Genomic DNA, 17,398 nt, shown 5'->3' with positions numbered 1-17,398 from the left:
TCGGACGTGCAGGCGCGAGCAGGTGTCAGGTGCGTAGAGTCTGGCAACGATGACATGGTTCGAGGCGCTGTTCGTCTTTTTGGCGGGGATGGGCGCGGGCACGATCAACGCGGTGGTGGGTTCGGGCACTCTGCTGACCTTCCCCGCGTTGCTTGCTGTCGGCATCCCGCCGGTGCTGGCCAACGTGAGCAACACCATCGGGCTGTCACCCGGTACTGCGGCCGGCGCGATCGGTTACCGGCGCGAGCTCGCGGGCCAGCGCGGCCGGATGATCCGCCTGATTCCCGCCTCGCTCATCGGCGGCGTCGTCGGGGGAGTGCTGCTGCTGAAGCTGCCGGACTCCGCGTTCAAGGCGATAGTTCCCGGCCTCATCCTGCTTGGCTGCCTCCTGGTGGCGCTGCAGCCGTGGCTGTCCAAGTGGATCAGCGTTCCCGAACACACCCATCGCGGAGCCTGGTGGGTGATGCCGGCGGTGTTCGCAACCGGCGTCTACGGCGGGTACTTCGGTGCGGCTCAGGGTGTCCTGCTGATGGCGATCCTCGGCCTGGGGCTGGACCCGAACCTGCAACGGATGAACGCGCTGAAGAACGTGCTCGCGACCGTCGTCAACACGGTGGCCGCGATCCTGTTCATCCTCGTCGCGGACGTGGACTGGCTGGCTGCCGGCCTGATCGCGGCCGGCTCGACGATCGGTGGATTCGTCGGCGCCCGCTACGGCCGGAAGCTGCCGCCGATCGCGCTGCGCGGCCTGATCGTGATGATCGGCATCGTCGCCATCGTCACGATGGTGTTCTGACCTGCTGCTGTAGACCCGCGAGCAAGAGGTCCAGCCCGTAGTCGAACTGCTCGTCGCCGCCGGTGGTCCGGGACAACTCGGGGGCCAGTTCGACGACCGTGGGGAACTCCTCCGGCGACAGCGTCGCCATCGTGGTCCGCAGCCGCCGCCAACCCTCGGGATTCCCTCGCTCCGCGGCCATCTGGATCTCCCACGAGGTCGCGCCGAGCACGTAGGTGAACAGGGTCGTGTGCGTCCGGGCCGCCGTCTCCTTGTCGAACCCGGCCGAGCGCAGTACGCCGAGCAGTCCTTCCGCGACCCGGGCGGTTTCGTGGCCACTCAGCGGGCGGCTCGCCAGTAGTTGCGCGAGGCAAGGATGCTGCAACATCAGCCGGCGCAGGCCCCGGCAGACCGCCCGGACCTGGTCCGGCCACGGAGCATCTTCCGGCACCCCGGGGACCAGGGCCATCAGGTGGTCGCGGACCGCGTCGTACAGGTCGTCCTTGTTCCGGAAGTAGGTGTAGAGGGCCATCGGGCCGACGCCCAGCTCGGCGGCGAGGCCGCGGAGGCTGAACGCGTCGTTGCCCTGGGCCTCCATCAGGTCGAGCGCGGTGCGCACGATCAGCTCGGGGCTGAGGGTGTTCCGCGGCGTCCTGGTCCGGCCGGCTGGCATGGTCGATCCCCTTTCTGGGCACCTCTCGCGGCTGGTGGCCGCGATCAAGGTCACCTCGTGAAGCTATAACGTACGGTGTATAGTACACCGTAGAGCAGCCAACCGCAGCCGAAGACGTGAAGGGAAGATCAGCGTGCGAGCCGTACAGATCACCGAGTTCGGTGGCCCCGAGGTCCTCGAGGTCCGTGACGTCGAGGAGCCGGTGCCGGGCGAGGGCCAGGTCCTGATCACCGTCGACCGGGCGGGCGTCAACTACGCCGACACCCATCAGGTCGAGAACAGCTACCTGTCGAAGGCGGAGCTGCCGCTGATCCCGGGCGGCGAGGTCGTCGGCCACACCCCGGACGGTCGCCGGGTGGTCGCTCTGGTCGGTTCCGGCGGGTATGCGGAGAAGGCGGTTGCACACGCGCCATACGCGTTCGACGTGCCGGAGGGTGTCAGTGACGGGGACGCCCTGGCGCTGGTGCTGCAGGGCACGACCGCTTGGCATCTGCTGAAGACGTCGACCCACCTGACGCCGGGGGAGTCGGTGCTTGTGCATGCGGGCGCCGGCGGTGTCGGCTCGCTCGCTGTGCAGCTTGCCAAGCTCTGGGGCGCAGGTCGTGTGATCGCCACCGCGTCGACCGAGGACAAGCGCAAGCAGGTGCTGGACCTCGGTGCGGACGCCGCCATCGACGGCACGCCCGAGGGGCTGAAGGACCGCATCATCGAGGCGAACAACGGCAAGCCGGTCGACATCGTGCTGGAGATGGTCGGCGGCCGGACGTTCGACGAGTCGTTCGACGCGCTGGGCCGCTTCGGTCGCCTCGTCACCTTCGGGGCGGCCTCCCGGCAGAGCGCCAAGCCGATCGAGCCCGGCCGGCTGATGAAGGGCTCCAAGACGGTCGCCGGCTTCTGGCTGGCGGACTGCTTCCACAACCCGGCCCTGCTCGGTGACCCGCTGAACGAGCTGTTCGCCCTGACCGTCGAGGGCAAGCTGCACCCGATCACCGGCGGCGACTACCCGCTCTCCGAGATCGCCACCGCCCACGAAGACATGCGAGCCCGCCGGACTGTCGGCAAGCTCCTGCTCGACCCCACCCGCTGATCCAGTCCGGAAAATATCCCGCCCCGAAAGAGGAGTTCCACCAGTGACAATCGCAGTAGAGAAGGTTCTGTACACCGCCCGCGCCACCGCCGAAGGCGGCCGTGACGGCCGCACCGCGACCGACGACGGCAAGCTCGACGTCACCGTCGCGCCGCCGAAGGAGATGGGCGGCACGGGCGACGGTACGAACCCCGAGCAGCTCTTCGCGGCCGGTTTCGCGTCCTGCTTCCACAGCGCCCTGAAGCTGGTCGCCCGCAAGGCCCGCCAGGACAGCGAGGGCTCGACCGTCACCGCGGTGGTCGGCATCGGCCCGATCAACGGCGGCGCCGGCTACGGCCTCGAGGTAGCCCTGGAGGTGTCCCTGCCCGGCGTCGAGCGCGCTGCCGCCGAGGAGCTGGTCGCGAAGGCCCACGAGGTGTGCCCGTACTCCAACGCCACCCGCGGCAACCTCAAGTTCACCCTGACCGTCGTCTGACCCTGACGGTTCGACCGAGGGCCGGTGGTGACTCCGCCGGCCCTCAGCTCTTTCGCATCCGCTCGAGGGCCTCGGTCAGCCTGGCGGGAGTCTCGTTCACCGGGGCCGCCGCGATGGTCAGTGCGTCCATGATGGCCGCGTACTCGTCCAGGTCCTCGAGCTTGTCGAGGTACAACGCGCTCGCCGCGTGCTCGATGTAGACGACGTCCGGCAGATCGCCCTCCGGGAACCGCATGATCGTGAACGCGCCACCGGCACCCGGGTAGCCGACGCTGCTGAAAGGCATCACCTGCAGGGTGATGTTCGGCAGTTGCGAGACCTTCAGCAGGTGCTCGATCTGCTCGCACATCGCATCCCGCCCGCCGATCGGACGCCGCAGCACGGCCTCGTCGATCACGACCCACAGCCGGACCGGATCCGCCCTGGTGAGGATCTGCTGCCGGGTCACCCGGAGTGCGACGCGCTGATCGATCTCGTCCGGCGGCAGGTACGCCTTGCCGAGCTGGACGACGGCCCGGGCATAGGTCTCCGTCTGCAGTAAGCCGGGCACGAAGAGCACCTCGTACGTCCGGATCAGCTTGGCCGCCACCTCGAGCCCGACGTAGTTGGCGAACCAGCTGGGCATCACATCGCCGTACCGCGACCACCAGCCGGGGTTGTTCGCGGCCCGGGCGAGCTCCATCAGCCGGCTGCGCTCCTGCTCGTCCTGCAGTCCGTAGAGATCCAGCAGGTCGCTGACGTCACGCTCCTTGAAGCCGACCCGGCCGAGCTCCATCCGGCTGACCTTGGACTCCGAGGCGCGGATCTGCCAGCCGGCGTCCGCGCGGCTGATCCGGGCCGCCTCACGCATCCGGCGCAGGTGCCCGCCGAGCATGATCCGCAGCGCGGTCGGTCCGCCTTCGCCCCCAGCCACCGTCACGTTGCTGATGTTATCCGGAGTTCAGGCGGGAGAGGCGAGGGCGAGCACCGTCGCGGTGGGGAGTTTGGCCAGGTCGGTGCCCTCGACGAGCAGTTTCGAGGCCCGGATCCCGCTGCCGATGACCACCGGACCGGCCTGGGCGACCGCCTCGTCGACGAGCACCGGCCAGTCCGCCGGCAGCCCGATCGGGGTGATGCCGCCGTACTCCATCCCGGTCGAGGAGACCGCGTCGTCCTGGGCCGCGAACGAGATCTTGCGGACGCCGAGGTGCTTGCGGATCACCCCGTTGACATCCGCCCGGTGGGTCGCCAGCACCATCACCGCGGCGTACGTCGACTCGCCGGCGCGCTTGCCGTGCACGATCACACAGTTCGCCGAGGCAGCCATCGGTACGTCGTACTCCGCGCAGAAGGCGGCCGTGTCGGCCAGGGTCGGGTCGATCGCCGCCGCGGAGGCCGGCAGGTCGCCGAGGCCGGTGCGGACGGGCTCCGCCAGCAGGTCCGGGACCTGGGCGGCCGGCTGCCAGTCGAGGTTGCCCATCGCCGGTGCCGTCACTGGGCGTCCTGCCCGTCGACGAGGTCCGCGTACTCGGCGTGCTCGGCCAGGTAGTCCTGGTAGAAGGGGCAGAGCGGCCTGACCCGCAGCCCCGCCTCGCGTGCGTCGTCGAGCGACTTCGACGCGATCCGGCCGGCGACGCCACGTCCCCGGAAGTCCGGCAGTGTCTCGGCGTGCAGGAAGGCGATCGCCGGACCGGCCAGCTTGTAGTCGACGAACCCCATCAGGTTGTCGTCGGCGTCGCGGGCCTCGTACCGGCTCTGCTCCTTGGCGTCCAGGACGCGGATGTCGTTCTCCATGCGAGCAACTCTAGCCAGCCGGCACGACGGTGGGTTTGGACCCCATAACGCGAGGGGTACGGGGTATCGGGTTGTTCCAGGACTGCAGAGCCGGCCGGGAGGAGCGGGGTATGAGCAGCGAACACGCGTTGGAAGAAGGCAAGGCGATACCGAGTCTGGTACCGGCCCGGATGGACCGATTGCCATGGACCCGGTTCCACTGGATGGTGATCGTCGGCCTCGGTGTCTCCTGGATCCTCGACGGCCTCGAGATCCAGCTGGTGTCGCTGGTCGGCAACGTGCTGAAGGAACCCGAGACGCTCGGCCTGACCACCGCGCAGGTCGGTCTGCTGGCGTCCATCTATCTGGCCGGTGAGGTCGTCGGCGCGTTGCTGTTCGGTCGACTGACCGACAAGTGGGGCCGCCGCAGCATGTTCATCATCACCCTGATGGTCTATCTGGTCGCCTCCGGCGCCGGCGGCCTGGCCTGGGACTTCTGGTCCATCGCGCTGTGCCGGTTCGTCGCCGGGATGGGCATCGGCGGTGAGTACGCCGCGATCAACTCCGCGATCGATGAGCTGATTCCGTCGAGGTACCGGGGCCGGGTGGACATCAGCGTCAACGGCACCTATTGGGCCGGTGCGCTGATCGGTTCCGCGGTGGGCCTGGTCCTGCTGGACAAGAACCTGGTGCCGATCGAGTGGGGCTGGCGGCTGTGCTTCCTGATCGGCCCGGTGATGGGCCTGATCATCATCTACCTGCGCCGGCACATCCCCGAGAGCCCGCGCTGGCTGATGACGCACGGCCGGGTCGAGGAGGCCGAGCGGACCGTCGACCGGATCGAGGAGATGGTCCGGCGGCAGGGCGGTCAGTTGCGCGAGGTCTCGCCGGACGAGGCGATCAACGTGGTCGACTACCCGCCGGTGTCGTACCGCGAGATCGCCCGGGTGATGCTGCGCGACTACCGCAGCAGGTCGTTCCTCGGGTTCTCGATGATGGTCACCCAGGCGTTTCTCTACAACGCGATCTTCTTCACCTATGCCCTCGTGCTGAAGACGTACTTCGGCCTGAGCGACTCCGGTGTCGCGCTCTACTTCTTCCCCTTCGCGATCGGGAACCTGGCCGGGCCGCTGCTGCTCGGGCACTTCTTCGACACGATCGGGCGTCGCAAGATGATCCTCGCGACCTACTCGATCGCGGGCGTGGTGCTGTTCATCACCGCCTTGCTGTTCAACGCGGGCGCGCTGACGGCAGCGACGTTGACCGCCCTGTGGTGCGTGGTGTTCTTCTTCGCCTCGGCAGGCGCGTCGTCGGCCTACCTGACGGTGAGCGAGATCTTCCCGATCGAGCTCCGCGGTCAGGCGATCTCGTTCTTCTTCGCCATCTCACAGCTCACTGGTGGAGTTGTGGCACCGTTCCTGTTCGCGTCGCTGATCGGTTCGGGCGACAATCCGGCCCGTGGGCCGTTGACGGTCGGTTACATCATCGGCGCGGTGGTGATGGTGATCGGCGGCCTGATCGCCTGGTTCTTCGGCGTCGACGCGGAGGGCCAGTCACTCGAGAACGTCGCGACGCCGCTGTCTGCCCGGGCGGCCGCGGGCGCGACCCGCTTCCAGGGCACAGCTCCGCGCCTCCCGAGCACGGATGCCCAGGGCCGTCGCATCACCCCGGTCCTGCCGCCCGACCAACAGGGACAGCAGACGCCGGCAGACGCGGGTGCACAGCCTCCGAGCGGGAATCCGCCGGACCGGCCGCCGTCCAGCTGAGACGCCCGCTGCTGCAGAGCTCAGCAGGGTGCTGAGCTCTGCAGCCGGGGCCGAAACTAAGATCACCGGGTGGGCTCACTGCTGGTTGCCGGTACTACGTCCGACGCGGGCAAGACGACTGTAGTGACCGGGCTCTGCCGGTGGTTGGCCCGGCAAGGTGTCCGGGTGGCGCCGTACAAGGCGCAGAACATGTCGAACAACTCGATGGTCTGTGCGGATGGCGCCGAGATCGGACGGGCCCAGTGGATCCAGGCCGTGGCGGCCGGGGCGGAACCCGAGGCTGCGATGAACCCGGTGCTGCTCAAGCCCGGCAGCGACCGCCGCAGTCACGTCGTGTTGATGGGGGAGCCGTGGGGTGAACTCACCGCCCGCGGCTTCCTGACCGAGCGTGCCGAACTCGCGAAGGCCGCTTTCGCCGCATACGACGACCTGGCCTCGCGGTACGACGTGGTCATCAGCGAAGGTGCGGGGAGTCCGACCGAGATCAATCTGCGCCAGTCCGACTATGTGAACATGGGGCTGGCCCAGCACACCCGGGCCCCGGTCGTGGTGGTCGGAGACATCGACCGAGGCGGGGTGTTCGCCTCGATGTTCGGCACGGTCGCGCTGCTCTCCGCGGCTGACCAGGGCCTGCTCAGCGGCTTCATCGTCAACAAATTCCGCGGCGATGCCTCCCTCCTGCAGCCGGGCGTCGACATGCTGACCGGCGTCACCGGCCGGCCGACGTACGGCGTCCTTCCGTGGCTGCCCGATCTGTGGCTCGATTCGGAAGACGCTCTGGACATCCCGGCCCGCCGCGCCTCGGACCCCCGTACTTCGGAGGTCCTGACCGTCGCGGTGGTTCGTTTCCCACGGATCAGCAACTTCACCGACCTGGACGCGCTCGCCGTCGAACCGACCACGAGCGTGTTCTTCACGGCCAGTCCGGCCGAGGTCCGCGATGCCGATCTGGTGGTGCTGCCGGGGTCGCGGGCGACGACTTCCGACCTGGCCTGGCTGCGCTCGACCGGCCTGGCCGATGCGGTGGTCGCGCGAGTTGCGGCGGGGCGTCCTGTGCTCGGCATCTGCGGTGGCTACCAGTTGCTCGGAGGAGCGATCGAGGACCCGCACGGGGTCGAGGGCGGCGGCAGCCACACCGGCCTGGGCTTGTTGCCGGTGGCAACCGAGTTCGCGGTGTCGAAGATCCTGGCCCGCCCGGCACCCACGGCGTACGAGATTCATCATGGCGACGTGAGCGTCGTCGGGGAGGCGACGGAGTTCCCGGGTGGGTGCCGGTCCGGGGTGGTGTGGGGGACGATCTGGCACGGGTTGCTCGACGACGACCGTGCCCGGCACGCGTTCCTCGCCGAGGTCGCGTCGCTGACAGGCAGACCGGCTCCCGACGGCACAGTGTCCTTCGCCGCTCTTCGCGAGTCCCGGCTCGACCGCCTGGCCGACGCCATCGACGAATACCTCGACACCACCGCTCTGCTGGCCCTGATCGAGAACGGTCCGGGTGCCGGGCTCCCCTTCATCCCACCTGGCGCACCGGGTTAGGGAGGCTGACCTGACGACGGACATCAAGGCGGAACTGCACAACAAGCTGCGCGAGGGCCGGGCTGTGCTGCTCGCGAAGGTGGAGGGCTTGAGCTAGTAGTCCGGTTCGGCTTGATCGAGTCATGATGGCGACCGGGGTGTACCGACCGACAGGACGTAGTGGCCCGATCCGGTGTCCGGACCGCTGCTCCAGGCGCAACCTTGGCCCGGGGTGGCGACTACCTCCTGTCGGTCGGTACACCGCGGCCCGGGAACCGGCCGATCCGGGCCACTTTGTGCACGGCTCGCGCATTTCCTCGCCCGGGAAACGGCTGAGCCGTGCACAAAGTCGCCGGTTCCACCCGAGGAATGAGCCGACGTGTGACGCGGACTCGTGGCTACACCTCTGAGCTGCTCCGAGGACGCCGACCACCGGTATCACCAAGCCGGCAAATGCCTGGGACCGGCCGGGTGATGCGGACTGTGACTTGACTACTGTGACAGTTGGACTGTCACAATGCTGGCATGGGTCCACTGAGTGGGGTGAAGGTCGTCGAGCTGGCCGGGATCGGGCCGGCGCCGTTCGCCTGCATGATGTTGGCGGAGCTCGGCGCCGAGGTGCTGCGGATCGACCGTCCCGGCGGCGGGCTCGCGTTCGGGCCGCCTGAACTCGACTTGGTCAATCGGGGACGCCGCAGTGTCGCGCTGGATCTGAAGAACCCGGCCGCGGTCGACGCGGTACTCCAGCTGGTCGCGGAAGCCGATGTCCTGGTCGAGGGATTCCGGCCGGGTGTGGCTGAGCGGCTCGGGCTCGGCCCCGAGCAGTGTCACGCGGTCAACCCGAAGCTGGTGTACGGCCGGATGACGGGCTGGGGTCAGGACGGCCCGCTCGCGCAGACGGCCGGGCACGACATCGACTACCTCGCCTTGTCCGGCGCGCTCCACCTGATCGGCAGGGCGGGCGGACCACCCCAGGTGCCCGCGAATCTGCTCGGCGACTTCGCCGGGGGATCCCTGTACCTGGTGGTCGGCGTACTGGCCGCGGTGGTGGAAGCGCGGGGGAGCGGGCGCGGGCAGGTCGTCGACGCCGCGATCGTGGACGGCGCGGCTCACCTGACCACGATGCTGCTCGGCGCGCTGGCCGGTGGGAGCTGGAAGCAGGAGCGCGGAACGAATCTGCTCGACACGGGTGCGCCGTTCTACGACGTGTACGAGACCTCGGACGGCGAGTTCATGGCCGTCGGAGCGCTCGAACCGCAGTTCTACGATGAGCTGATCCGCCTGCTACGGATCAACCCGCCGGATCGGTACGACGTGGCGAGCTGGCCGGAGCTTCAAAAGGTCCTTGCGGAGACGTTCGCGCTGAAGACGCAGGCCGAGTGGACCGAGGTGTTCGACGGCTCGGACGCCTGCGTGTCGCCGGTCCTGCCGCTGGCCGGCGACCACCCGCACCTTGTTGCCCGAGGCATCTTCATCGAGAAGGACGGCGTCCGCCAGGCAGCCCCGGCACCGAGGTTCTCGCGGACGGCATCCGAGCTGACCCAGCCACCCGCGCGGCCCGGCGAACACACCCGCGATGCCCTGACCGACTGGGGAGTCACCGGCGTCGAGGAGCTCCTCGCCTCCGGCGCCGCAGTACAAGCCTGAGATCCGCAGCTCGAAGTACCAACCGACGACAGGAGACCCGCCCGTGGAGCGACACCTCTTCGAAGCCGACCATGATGCGTTCCGGGAGACCGCGCGCGCCTTCTGCGACAAGGAGATCGTGCCGCATCACGAGAGCTGGGAAGAGGCCGGCATCGTTCCGCGCGAGCTGTGGACCGCGGCCGGCGACGCGGGCCTGCTCGGCTTCATGATCCCGCAGGAGTACGGCGGCGGTGGCGCGCGGGACTTCCGGTTCAACACGGTCGTGATCGAGGAGATCACCAAGGCGCGGGCGAGTGGTCCCGGGTTCAGCATCCACGCGGACCTCGTCTCCGGCTATCTCCTCGACTATGCCACCGAGGAGCAGAAGCAGCGCTGGCTGCCGAAGTTCTGCAGCGGCGAGACGATCACCGCGATCGCGATGACCGAGCCCGGCGCGGGCAGTGATCTGCAGGGGATCCAGACGACCGCCATCCGCGACGGCGACCACTACGTGCTCAACGGCCAGAAGACCTTCATCTCCAACGGCATCCTCGCGGACCTCGTGATCGTGGTCGCCAAGACCGACCCGGCGGCGGGATACCAGGGCATCTCGCTGCTGGTGGTCGAGCGGGGCATGGACGGTTTCGAGCGCGGGCGGAACCTGGACAAGATCGGCCTGAAGGCTCAGGACACCTCGGAGCTGTTCTTCGACGACGTCCGGGTGCCGGCGGCGAATCTGCTCGGCGAGGAGGGCAAGGGATTCATCTACCTGATGGAGAAGCTCCCGCAGGAGCGCCTCACCATCGCGGTGGTGGCAGCCGCGGCGTGCGAGGGCATGCTCGAGACGACCCTGCGGTACGTGAAGGAGCGGACGGCGTTCGGCCGGCCGATCGGGTCCTTCCAGAACAGCCGGTTCGTGCTGGCCGAGCTGGCCACCGAGACCCAGATCGCCCGGGTGTTCGTGGACCGCTGCATCGAGGAGCTGAACGCGGGCAAGCTGACCGTCTCGGACGCCGCGATGGCCAAGTGGTGGACCACCGAGCTGCAGAAGAAGGTGGCCGACCGTTGCCTGCAGTTGTTCGGCGGTTACGGCTTCATGACCGAGTACCCGATCGCCAAGGCCTACCTGGACACCCGGATCCAGACCATCTACGGCGGCACCACCGAGATCATGAAGGAAATCATCGGCCGCACGATGGGAATCTGACGGCCCGTTCGTGGTTGACTTCCCTCAGCGCTTCCAGTTGAGGGGGTCCCCTGATGGGCATCGTGTCGCCGGGGTTCACCGGCCGCCGCCGGAGTGGTTCGGACTTGCCGCCCGGGCAGTACCTGACTCGCGATTTCCCGGTGCTGTCCGCCGGGCCGACGCCGCACATCCTCCCCGAGCACTGGGAGTTCACGGTCACCACCGAGACCGGCGAGATCTCCCGCTGGGACTGGAACGCGTTTCTGCAGCTGCCGGCGGAGGACGTCACCCGCGACCTGCACTGCGTGACCCGCTGGTCGAAGCTCGGCACGACCTGGAAGGGCGTTTCGCTCGACACCCTGCTGGCCGACGTCGAGACCGCGGCCGACTTCGCGATGGCGCACAGTTACGGCGGTTACACCACGAACCTGCCGCTGGAAGACCTGCTGGACGGTCAGGCCTGGGTGGCCTACGAGTACGACGGGGAGCCGCTCGTCCCGGAGCACGGCGGACCGGCCCGGCTGCTGGTTCCCCACCTGTACCTGTGGAAGAGCGCGAAGTGGGTGCGTGGCCTGGTCCTGTCCGACACGAACGATCTCGGCTTCTGGGAGAGCGTCGGGTATCACGAGTACGGAGACCCATGGAAAGAACAGCGCTACGCGGGCGACTGACCTGGCAGGTGGGCACCGTCACCGAGATCCGCACGGAGACGGAGACCGCCCGCACCGTGGTCCTGGACGTACCGGACTGGCCGGGTCACCTGGCCGGTCAGCACCTCGACGTGCGCCTGACCGCTCCCGACGGGTATCGCGCGTCCCGGTCCTACTCGCTTGCCTCCGCCTGGACCGGGGGCACCATCGAGCTGACCGTGGAGCAGGTCCCGGACGGCGAAGTCTCGCCGTACCTGGTCGACGTGCTCAAGGTCGGTGATCCGCTGGAGGTCCGCGGCCCGGTCGGTGGCTGGTTCGTGTGGAAGCCCGAGCAGGCGGGTCCGGTCCAGCTCATCGGCGGGGGATCGGGCGTCGTGCCGCTGATGGCGATGCTGCGTGCCCATGCCGCGGTCGGGAGCGCTGCGCGCGCCAGGCTGCTGTATTCGGTACGCCGTCCTTCGTCCGTCATCTACGTGAACGACCTGAAGGAGCTGGCGAGCTCCGATGACGTCACGCTGACGTTCGCCTACACGCGGGAAGCGCCGCCGGGGGAGCCGCGGGTCGGACGGGTCGACGCGGAGTTGTTGAAGGCGGTCGCCTTCGCCCCGGAGGAGGAGCCGACGATCTACGTGTGCGGGCCGACTCCGTTCGTGGAGACGGTGGCCGATCTGCTCGTCGAGGCCGGGCACAGTCCGGCCCTGGTGAGAACCGAACGCTTCGGACCGACAGGAGGATCACGATGACCGCGGACGTTCCGACCTATCTGGATGGCAATGCGGCCGCGGGTGCGCTGCGGGAGATCTTCGCCGTCGACCTGACCACGGCGATCGCGCAGTGCGCGGGCTGCGGCCGGACCGGCGTCTTCGCGGAGGCGCGCCTCTATCTCGACGCCCCGGGCATGGTCGCCCGCTGCAGCGGCTGCGACAACGTCTTGCTCCGAGTCGTGTCCAGACCAACCGACACCTACCTGGACCTCCGCGGCCTCACCTACCTCCGCGTTCCCAATTCCGACTAGCGTCAGCGCCGGGACGGCTTGGTACGGGAACGGCGAATGGTGTCGCGCTGGGTCTCGCCGACGGCCCGCTCGTAGGCGAGCACGAGGCCCTGGATCGTGACCGGCTTGAACCGCTCGACCAGTTGCTGGATGTGCTCGGGCGGACCACCCGAATCGCGGTAGTGCGGCCAGACCTTGGTCCGGAACACCTCGGTGAGTTCCTCGGCGATCGCCCGGCCGTGGTCGGTGAAGATGCGCCCGGCGTCCAGCACGGCCTCCACCGGCAGGTCGAGATCGAGGAGTTCCACCCCCAGGCTGAGGTGGGCCGTCGCGACCTGGAAGACGTCCTCGTCAGGCGTCGGCTCGACCACGCCGAGCGCGACCAGCATCTCGATGTCGTCGTCGCTGAGCTCCCGGCCGGTACGCCGGACCAGGGCGGCGCGATCGAGCGTCTCGGGCAGATCGCGCATCCACGGGGTCAGCAGGGTGCGGTGCAACGCGATGTCCTGCGGGGTGGCGTCGACCGGGATCCGGTCCAGGTAGCCCTCGATCGCGGAAAGCGTGAACCCGTGCGCCTGCAACTCCCGGACCAGGTCGAGCCGCGCGATGTGCTCAGGACCGTAGTACCCGACGCGCCCCCGGCGTACGGGCGGTGGGATCAGACCGCGGCCGGCATAGAACCGCAGCGTGCGGACCGTCATCCCGACCCTGGCCGACAGCTCGTCAACGGTCAGGGTGGCCTCGTGCTCGCCAGGCGGATCGGCGGCGGGAACAGGCGACAGCGGCATGGCGCAGATCATAGTGGGCCCCACTTGACCACTGTGACACCACCACTGTCACAATCAGGCACATCAGGACAGTATTCGTTCCGGCATTTTCCGGCACCCTGCGGCAGACCGACGGGATCACCATGAGCACACCCAGCGAAGCCTTCTTGTACGACGCGATCCGGACGCCCCGAGGCAAGGGCAAAGCCGCCGGCGCCCTGCACGAGGTGAAACCGATCCAGCTGATCACCGGTCTGCTGACGGAATTGCGCGAGCGGCACCCCGAGCTGGACCCGACCGCGATCGACGACGTCGTGCTGGGCGTGGTCACCCCGATCGGCGACCAGGGCATGGACATCGCCCGTACTGCGGTGCTCGCGGCGGGCTATCCCGAGACCACCGGTGGCGTCCAGCTCAACCGCTTCTGCGCGTCCGGCCTGGAGGCGGTCAACCAGGCCGCGCAGCGGGTCCGGTCGGGCTGGGAGGACTTCATCCTGGCGGGCGGCGTCGAATCGATGTCGCGGGTGCCGATGGCCTCCGACGGTGGCGCCTGGGCAATGGACCCGGAGACGGCGCTGCAGACGAACTTCATCCCGCAGGGCATCAGCGCGGACCTGATCGCCACGATCGACGGCTTCTCCCGGACCGATGTCGACGCGTACGCCGCGGAGTCGCACGCGCGAGCCGCGAAGGCCTGGGCCAACGGGTACTTCACCCGTTCCGTCGTGCCGGTGGTCGACCGCAACGGCCTGCCGATTCTGGACAACGACCAACTGGTGAGGCCAGGGACCACCGTCGAGACGCTTGCCGGGCTGCCGGTGTCGTTCGCGGCGATCGGCGAGCATGGTGGGTTCGACTCGGTCGCGCTGGAGAAGTACGTGACCGTCGAGCGGATCAATCACGTGCACCACGCCGGCAACTCGTCCGGCATCGTGGACGGTGCCGCGCTGGTTGCCGTTGGCAATGAGAAGGCTGGTGAGGCGCTCGGGCAGGCGCCACGCGGCCGGGTGGTGGCGACCGCCGTCAGTGGCGCCGACCCGACCATCATGCTCACGGGCCCGGCACCGGCCGCCCGCAAGGCGCTGGCCAAGGCCGGGCTGGAGGTTGGCGACATCGACCTGTTCGAGATGAACGAGGCATTCGCCGCGGCCGTGCTGCACTTCATGGCCGATCTCGGTGTCCCGCACGAGAAGGTGAACGTCAACGGCGGCGCGATCGCGCTCGGCCACCCGCTCGGTGCCACCGGCGCCATCCTGATCGGCACCCTGCTGGACGAGCTGGAGCGCCGCGAGCTCCGCTACGGTCTGGCCACCCTGTGCGTCGGCGGCGGAATGGGCGTCGCGACCATCATCGAGAGGCTTTCGGCATGATCGACTGGATCAACTCCAACGGGATCGTCACGCTGACGATGGACGACCCGGCGGCCTCGGCGAACACGATGAACGACACGTACCTCGCCGCGATGGCGTCGACCGTCGAGCGGTTGCAGGCCGAGAAGAACGACCTGGTGGGCGTGGTGATCACCAGCGCCAAGCAGACCTTCTTCGCCGGCGGCAACCTGCAGATGTTGTCGCAGATCCAGCCGGAGGACGCGGCCGAGGTGTTCGAGACCGTCGAGGAGGTCAAGCGTCAGCTCCGCGTGCTGGAGACGCTCGGCGTACCAGTCGTTGCCGCGATCAACGGTGCCGCACTCGGTGGTGGCCTCGAGATCGCGCTCGCCTGTCACCACCGGATCGTTGCCGACGACAACCGCATCGAGCTCGGCGTCCCCGAGGTGACGCTCGGCCTGCTCCCGGGTGGAGGCGGGATCACCCGCACGGTCCGCCTACTCGGTCTGCAGGACGCCTTGATGAAGGTGCTGCTGCAGGGCCAACGGATGAAGCCTTCGCATGCACTGTCGGTCGGTATCGTCGACGAGGTGGTTCCCGCCGCAGAACTGCTGGCGGCCGCCTACCGCTGGATCGAGTCGTACGACGGCGATGCCAAGCAGCCGTGGGACCGCGACGGCTACAAGATCCCGGGCGGTACTCCGGCTTCGCCCAAGCTGGCGGCGTTCCTGCCCGCGTTCCCGGCGAACCTTCGCAAGCAGCTCAAGGGTGCTCCCTACCCTGCCCCGAAGGCGATCATGAGCGCGGCGGTCGAGGGCAGCCAGGTCGACTTCGCCACCGCCAGCCGGATCGAGTCCCGGTACTTCGTGTCGCTGGCCACCGGGCAGATCGCGAAGAACATGATCAACGCGTTCTTCTTCGAGCTCCAGGCCATCAACGCCGGCGCGTCACGCCCGGCCGAAGTCCCGAAGTACCAGGCTCGCAAGGTCGGGGTGCTCGGCGCCGGGATGATGGGCGCGGGGATCGCCTACGTATGCGCGAAGGCCGGGATCGAGGTGGTCCTCAAGGACGTCTCGCCGGCGGCCGCGGAGAAGGGCAAGGCCTACTCCGAGAAGTTGCTCGCCAAGCAGGTGCAGAAGGGCCGGATGTCGGTTGACAAGGTCGAGGAGTTCCTGAGCCGGATCACGCCGACCGCCGATCCGAACGATCTGGCCGGGTGCGATCTGGTGATCGAGGCAGTGTTCGAGAGTGAGGAGCTGAAGCAGAAGGTCTTCGCCGAGATCGCCGGCGTGATCGAGCCCGACGCCTTGCTCTGCTCGAACACCTCCACGCTGCCGATCACCTCATTGGCCGACGGGATCGACCGGCCGGACGACTTCATCGGGATGCACTTCTTCTCGCCGGTGGACCGGATGCAGCTGGTCGAGCTGATCGTGGGGGAGAAGACCTCGGATCGCGCGCTGGCCAAGGCCTACGACGTGGTCCGGCAGATCAAGAAGACGCCGATCGTGGTGAACGACAGCCGCGGCTTCTTCACCTCGCGCGTGTTCGGCACGCTGGTGATGGAGGGCGCCGCGATGGTTGCCGAGGGCGTCAACCCGGTGACGATCGAGCGGGCCGCGACCCAGTTGGGGTTCCCGGCGCCGCCGCTGGCGATGCTGGACGAGGTGACGCTGACTCTGCCGATGAAGATCCGCGACGCCGCCCGCGCCGCAGGCGACAGTGCCGGCGCTTTCGACGATCACCCGGGGATGGCCGTCGCCGACCGGCTGGTGACTGAGTTCGACCGGCGCGGAAAGGCTGCTGGAGCAGGGTTCTACGACTATCCGGCGGACGGCCCCAAGCAGCTGTGGCCGGGGCTTTGGGAGCACTTCGTCCGTGCGGAGGTCGAGGTGCCGCTGCTTGATCTGCAGGAGCGGATGGCGTTCGCGATGTCGCTGGAAACGGTGAAGTGCCTCGACGAGGGCGTGCTGCGCTCTGTCGCCGACGCCAACATCGGCTCGATCTTCGGCATCGGGTTTCCCCCGCTGCACGGCGGTACGTTGCAGTACATCAATGCCTACGAGGGTGGCCTTCCAGGCTTCGTCGCCCGGACCCGCGAACTCGCCGCGGCTTATGGATCGCGGTTCGAGCCCCCGGCACTCCTTGTCCGCAAGGCCGACGCGGGCGAGAAGTTCGCCTGATCAGTGGTCGGTCGCGAAGCTCTCGAGCTGGGTCAGTGCCGCGTCGAACGAGTCGCGAAGTGGGGCGGCGCGGCGAAGGGTCTGGCTCAGCAGGATGCCGCCCTGCATAGCCGCGAGCAGGGCGTGAGCGAGGGCGTCGGGATCGGCGTCCTCGCGGAGGTCACCGCGGTCGCGCATCGCCTGCAGGCCCCGGCGGAACAGCCGGAGTAGCCGCTCGTACCCGTCGGCCAGATCGGAGCGGGTCTCCTGGCTGGACTCGACCAGCTGTCCCGCGAGCGAACCGAAGTCGCACCCGCCCTGGAAGCCGCGGCCGACCTGCTGCTGCGTGATCAGCTCGGCCCAGTTGCGCCAGGCGGCGAACGTATCCAGCTCTCCGAGCTCAGGCCTGTGATGAGTCTCGACCGTGGCGTCGGCCTGCCAGGTGATGACGTCCTTGATCAGGGTTCGCTTGTCCTGGAAGTAGTGCGTCATCTGCGATCCGCTGACCCCGGCCGCCTTCCGCACGTCCTCGATCTGGGTCCCCGCGACGCCGTTCCTCAGCACCAGCTCAGCCGCCACCGCAAGAATCCGGGCACGAGTAGCCTGCCCCTTTGCCGTGAGTTGCCTTCCCTGGTTCCTGCT

The 17,398-nt window shown here is 68.4% G+C and carries 18 protein-coding genes; 12 read left to right on the top strand and 6 right to left on the bottom strand.

The window, feature by feature from the left end:
* The first annotated feature begins 49 nt into the window (after positions 1-49).
* Entirely contained in the window at positions 50-796 is a 747-nt protein-coding gene (locus ABD210_RS30065) for a sulfite exporter TauE/SafE family protein (protein WP_344116098.1), read from the top strand.
* Here the strand turns inward: ABD210_RS30065 and ABD210_RS30060 are convergent.
* Positions 780-1,448 carry a TetR/AcrR family transcriptional regulator gene (locus tag ABD210_RS30060; RefSeq protein WP_344116097.1) on the bottom strand — a complete coding sequence of 223 codons (669 nt, stop codon included), beginning with the start codon at positions 1,446-1,448 and terminating at the stop codon, positions 780-782. The genes ABD210_RS30065 and ABD210_RS30060 overlap by 17 nt on opposite strands.
* A gap of 133 nt (positions 1,449-1,581) precedes the next feature.
* On the opposite strand from ABD210_RS30060, the gene ABD210_RS30055 reads away from it, so the two are divergent.
* Positions 1,582-2,535 (top strand): quinone oxidoreductase family protein, encoded by a 954-nt coding sequence (locus tag ABD210_RS30055; protein ID WP_344116095.1) that lies wholly within the window; start codon positions 1,582-1,584, stop codon positions 2,533-2,535.
* 43 nt (positions 2,536-2,578) lie between these two features.
* Positions 2,579-3,010, top strand: a complete 432-nt coding sequence (locus ABD210_RS30050) for an organic hydroperoxide resistance protein (protein ID WP_425552765.1) — start codon at positions 2,579-2,581, stop codon at positions 3,008-3,010.
* Between the two features lie 43 nt (positions 3,011-3,053).
* Here ABD210_RS30050 and ABD210_RS30045 read toward each other — a convergent pair whose 3' ends face one another.
* From ABD210_RS30045 to ABD210_RS30035, 3 genes are all read right to left on the bottom strand, one after another.
* Positions 3,054-3,884 carry a helix-turn-helix domain-containing protein gene (locus ABD210_RS30045; protein ID WP_344116237.1) on the bottom strand — a complete coding sequence of 277 codons (831 nt, stop codon included), beginning with the start codon at positions 3,882-3,884 and terminating at the stop codon, positions 3,054-3,056.
* A 66-nt stretch (positions 3,885-3,950) separates the two neighbouring features.
* Positions 3,951-4,484, bottom strand: coding sequence for a YbaK/EbsC family protein (locus ABD210_RS30040; protein WP_344116093.1), 534 nt, complete (start codon positions 4,482-4,484; stop codon positions 3,951-3,953).
* Complete coding sequence (locus ABD210_RS30035; RefSeq protein WP_344116090.1) at positions 4,481-4,783, bottom strand: GNAT family N-acetyltransferase; 303 nt, start codon at positions 4,781-4,783, stop codon at positions 4,481-4,483. Before ABD210_RS30035 ends, ABD210_RS30040 begins: the two co-directional genes overlap by 4 nt.
* Before the next feature lie 110 nt (positions 4,784-4,893).
* On the opposite strand from ABD210_RS30035, the gene ABD210_RS30030 reads away from it, so the two are divergent.
* From ABD210_RS30030 to ABD210_RS30000, 7 genes are all read left to right on the top strand, one after another.
* Positions 4,894-6,528, top strand: a complete 1,635-nt coding sequence (locus ABD210_RS30030) for an MFS transporter (protein ID WP_344116089.1) — start codon at positions 4,894-4,896, stop codon at positions 6,526-6,528.
* Positions 6,529-6,597: 69 nt separating this feature from the next.
* Positions 6,598-8,064, top strand: a complete 1,467-nt coding sequence (locus tag ABD210_RS30025; RefSeq protein ID WP_344116088.1) for a cobyric acid synthase — start codon at positions 6,598-6,600, stop codon at positions 8,062-8,064.
* A 504-nt stretch (positions 8,065-8,568) separates the two neighbouring features.
* The gene (locus ABD210_RS30020) at positions 8,569-9,690 is read left to right on the top strand and encodes a CaiB/BaiF CoA transferase family protein (protein WP_344116087.1); all 1,122 of its coding nucleotides are present in this window, start codon (positions 8,569-8,571) and stop codon (positions 9,688-9,690) included.
* 43 nt (positions 9,691-9,733) lie between these two features.
* Entirely contained in the window at positions 9,734-10,876 is a 1,143-nt protein-coding gene (locus ABD210_RS30015; RefSeq protein ID WP_344116086.1) for an acyl-CoA dehydrogenase family protein, read from the top strand.
* Positions 10,877-10,929: 53 nt separating this feature from the next.
* Positions 10,930-11,526 (top strand): sulfite oxidase-like oxidoreductase, encoded by a 597-nt coding sequence (locus tag ABD210_RS30010; RefSeq protein ID WP_344116085.1) that lies wholly within the window; start codon positions 10,930-10,932, stop codon positions 11,524-11,526.
* A complete protein-coding gene (locus tag ABD210_RS30005) occupies positions 11,496-12,248 on the top strand; it encodes a ferredoxin reductase (RefSeq protein WP_344116083.1) in 753 nt (250 codons plus the stop codon). Before ABD210_RS30010 ends, ABD210_RS30005 begins: the two co-directional genes overlap by 31 nt.
* On the top strand, positions 12,245-12,520 hold the full coding sequence (locus ABD210_RS30000; RefSeq protein ID WP_344116082.1) for a DUF6510 family protein: 276 nt from the start codon (positions 12,245-12,247) through the stop codon (positions 12,518-12,520). Before ABD210_RS30005 ends, ABD210_RS30000 begins: the two co-directional genes overlap by 4 nt.
* A 2-nt stretch (positions 12,521-12,522) precedes the next feature.
* Here the strand turns inward: ABD210_RS30000 and ABD210_RS29995 are convergent, their stop codons facing one another.
* Positions 12,523-13,287 (bottom strand): MerR family transcriptional regulator, encoded by a 765-nt coding sequence (locus tag ABD210_RS29995; protein ID WP_344116080.1) that lies wholly within the window; start codon positions 13,285-13,287, stop codon positions 12,523-12,525.
* Between the two features lie 122 nt (positions 13,288-13,409).
* Here ABD210_RS29995 and ABD210_RS29990 point away from each other — a divergent pair, with 122 nt between their 5' ends.
* Both ABD210_RS29990 and ABD210_RS29985 read left to right on the top strand, forming a co-directional pair.
* Complete coding sequence (locus tag ABD210_RS29990; protein ID WP_344116079.1) at positions 13,410-14,636, top strand: acetyl-CoA C-acetyltransferase; 1,227 nt, start codon at positions 13,410-13,412, stop codon at positions 14,634-14,636.
* Positions 14,633-16,777 carry a 3-hydroxyacyl-CoA dehydrogenase NAD-binding domain-containing protein gene (locus tag ABD210_RS29985; protein WP_344116078.1) on the top strand — a complete coding sequence of 715 codons (2,145 nt, stop codon included), beginning with the start codon at positions 14,633-14,635 and terminating at the stop codon, positions 16,775-16,777. The genes ABD210_RS29990 and ABD210_RS29985 overlap by 4 nt, the downstream gene beginning before the upstream one ends.
* On the opposite strand, the gene ABD210_RS29980 is transcribed toward ABD210_RS29985, so the two are convergent.
* Positions 16,778-17,335, bottom strand: a complete 558-nt coding sequence (locus ABD210_RS29980; protein ID WP_344116076.1) for a TetR/AcrR family transcriptional regulator — start codon at positions 17,333-17,335, stop codon at positions 16,778-16,780. It lies immediately after the preceding gene.
* Between the last annotated feature and the right edge of the window lie 63 nt (positions 17,336-17,398).

Origin of the sequence: Kribbella alba (genome assembly GCF_039529635.1) — a bacterium.
In the GTDB taxonomy this organism is placed as follows: Bacteria; Actinomycetota; Actinomycetes; order Propionibacteriales; family Kribbellaceae; genus Kribbella; species Kribbella alba.
The sequence above is the reverse complement of the archived record's forward strand: the minus strand, read 5'-3'. Positions and strand labels throughout refer to the sequence as shown.

Excerpts from the sequence above, each read along its gene's own strand:
- ABD210_RS30065 (WP_344116098.1), top strand. The coding sequence starts at position 50 with ATGACATGGTTCGAGGCGCTGTTCGTCTTTTTGGCGGGGATGGGCGCG.
- ABD210_RS29995 (WP_344116080.1), bottom strand. The coding sequence starts at position 13,287 with ATGCCGCTGTCGCCTGTTCCCGCCGCCGATCCGCCTGGCGAGCACGAG.
- ABD210_RS30000 (WP_344116082.1), top strand. The coding sequence starts at position 12,245 with ATGACCGCGGACGTTCCGACCTATCTGGATGGCAATGCGGCCGCGGGT.
- ABD210_RS30020 (WP_344116087.1), top strand. The coding sequence starts at position 8,569 with ATGGGTCCACTGAGTGGGGTGAAGGTCGTCGAGCTGGCCGGGATCGGG.
- ABD210_RS29985 (WP_344116078.1), top strand. The coding sequence starts at position 14,633 with ATGATCGACTGGATCAACTCCAACGGGATCGTCACGCTGACGATGGAC.
- ABD210_RS29990 (WP_344116079.1), top strand. The coding sequence starts at position 13,410 with ATGAGCACACCCAGCGAAGCCTTCTTGTACGACGCGATCCGGACGCCC.
- ABD210_RS30005 (WP_344116083.1), top strand. The coding sequence starts at position 11,496 with ATGGAAAGAACAGCGCTACGCGGGCGACTGACCTGGCAGGTGGGCACC.
- ABD210_RS30010 (WP_344116085.1), top strand. The coding sequence starts at position 10,930 with ATGGGCATCGTGTCGCCGGGGTTCACCGGCCGCCGCCGGAGTGGTTCG.
- ABD210_RS30060 (WP_344116097.1), bottom strand. The coding sequence starts at position 1,448 with ATGCCAGCCGGCCGGACCAGGACGCCGCGGAACACCCTCAGCCCCGAG.
- ABD210_RS30035 (WP_344116090.1), bottom strand. The coding sequence starts at position 4,783 with ATGGAGAACGACATCCGCGTCCTGGACGCCAAGGAGCAGAGCCGGTAC.
- ABD210_RS30030 (WP_344116089.1), top strand. The coding sequence starts at position 4,894 with ATGAGCAGCGAACACGCGTTGGAAGAAGGCAAGGCGATACCGAGTCTG.
- ABD210_RS30045 (WP_344116237.1), bottom strand. The coding sequence starts at position 3,884 with ATGCTCGGCGGGCACCTGCGCCGGATGCGTGAGGCGGCCCGGATCAGC.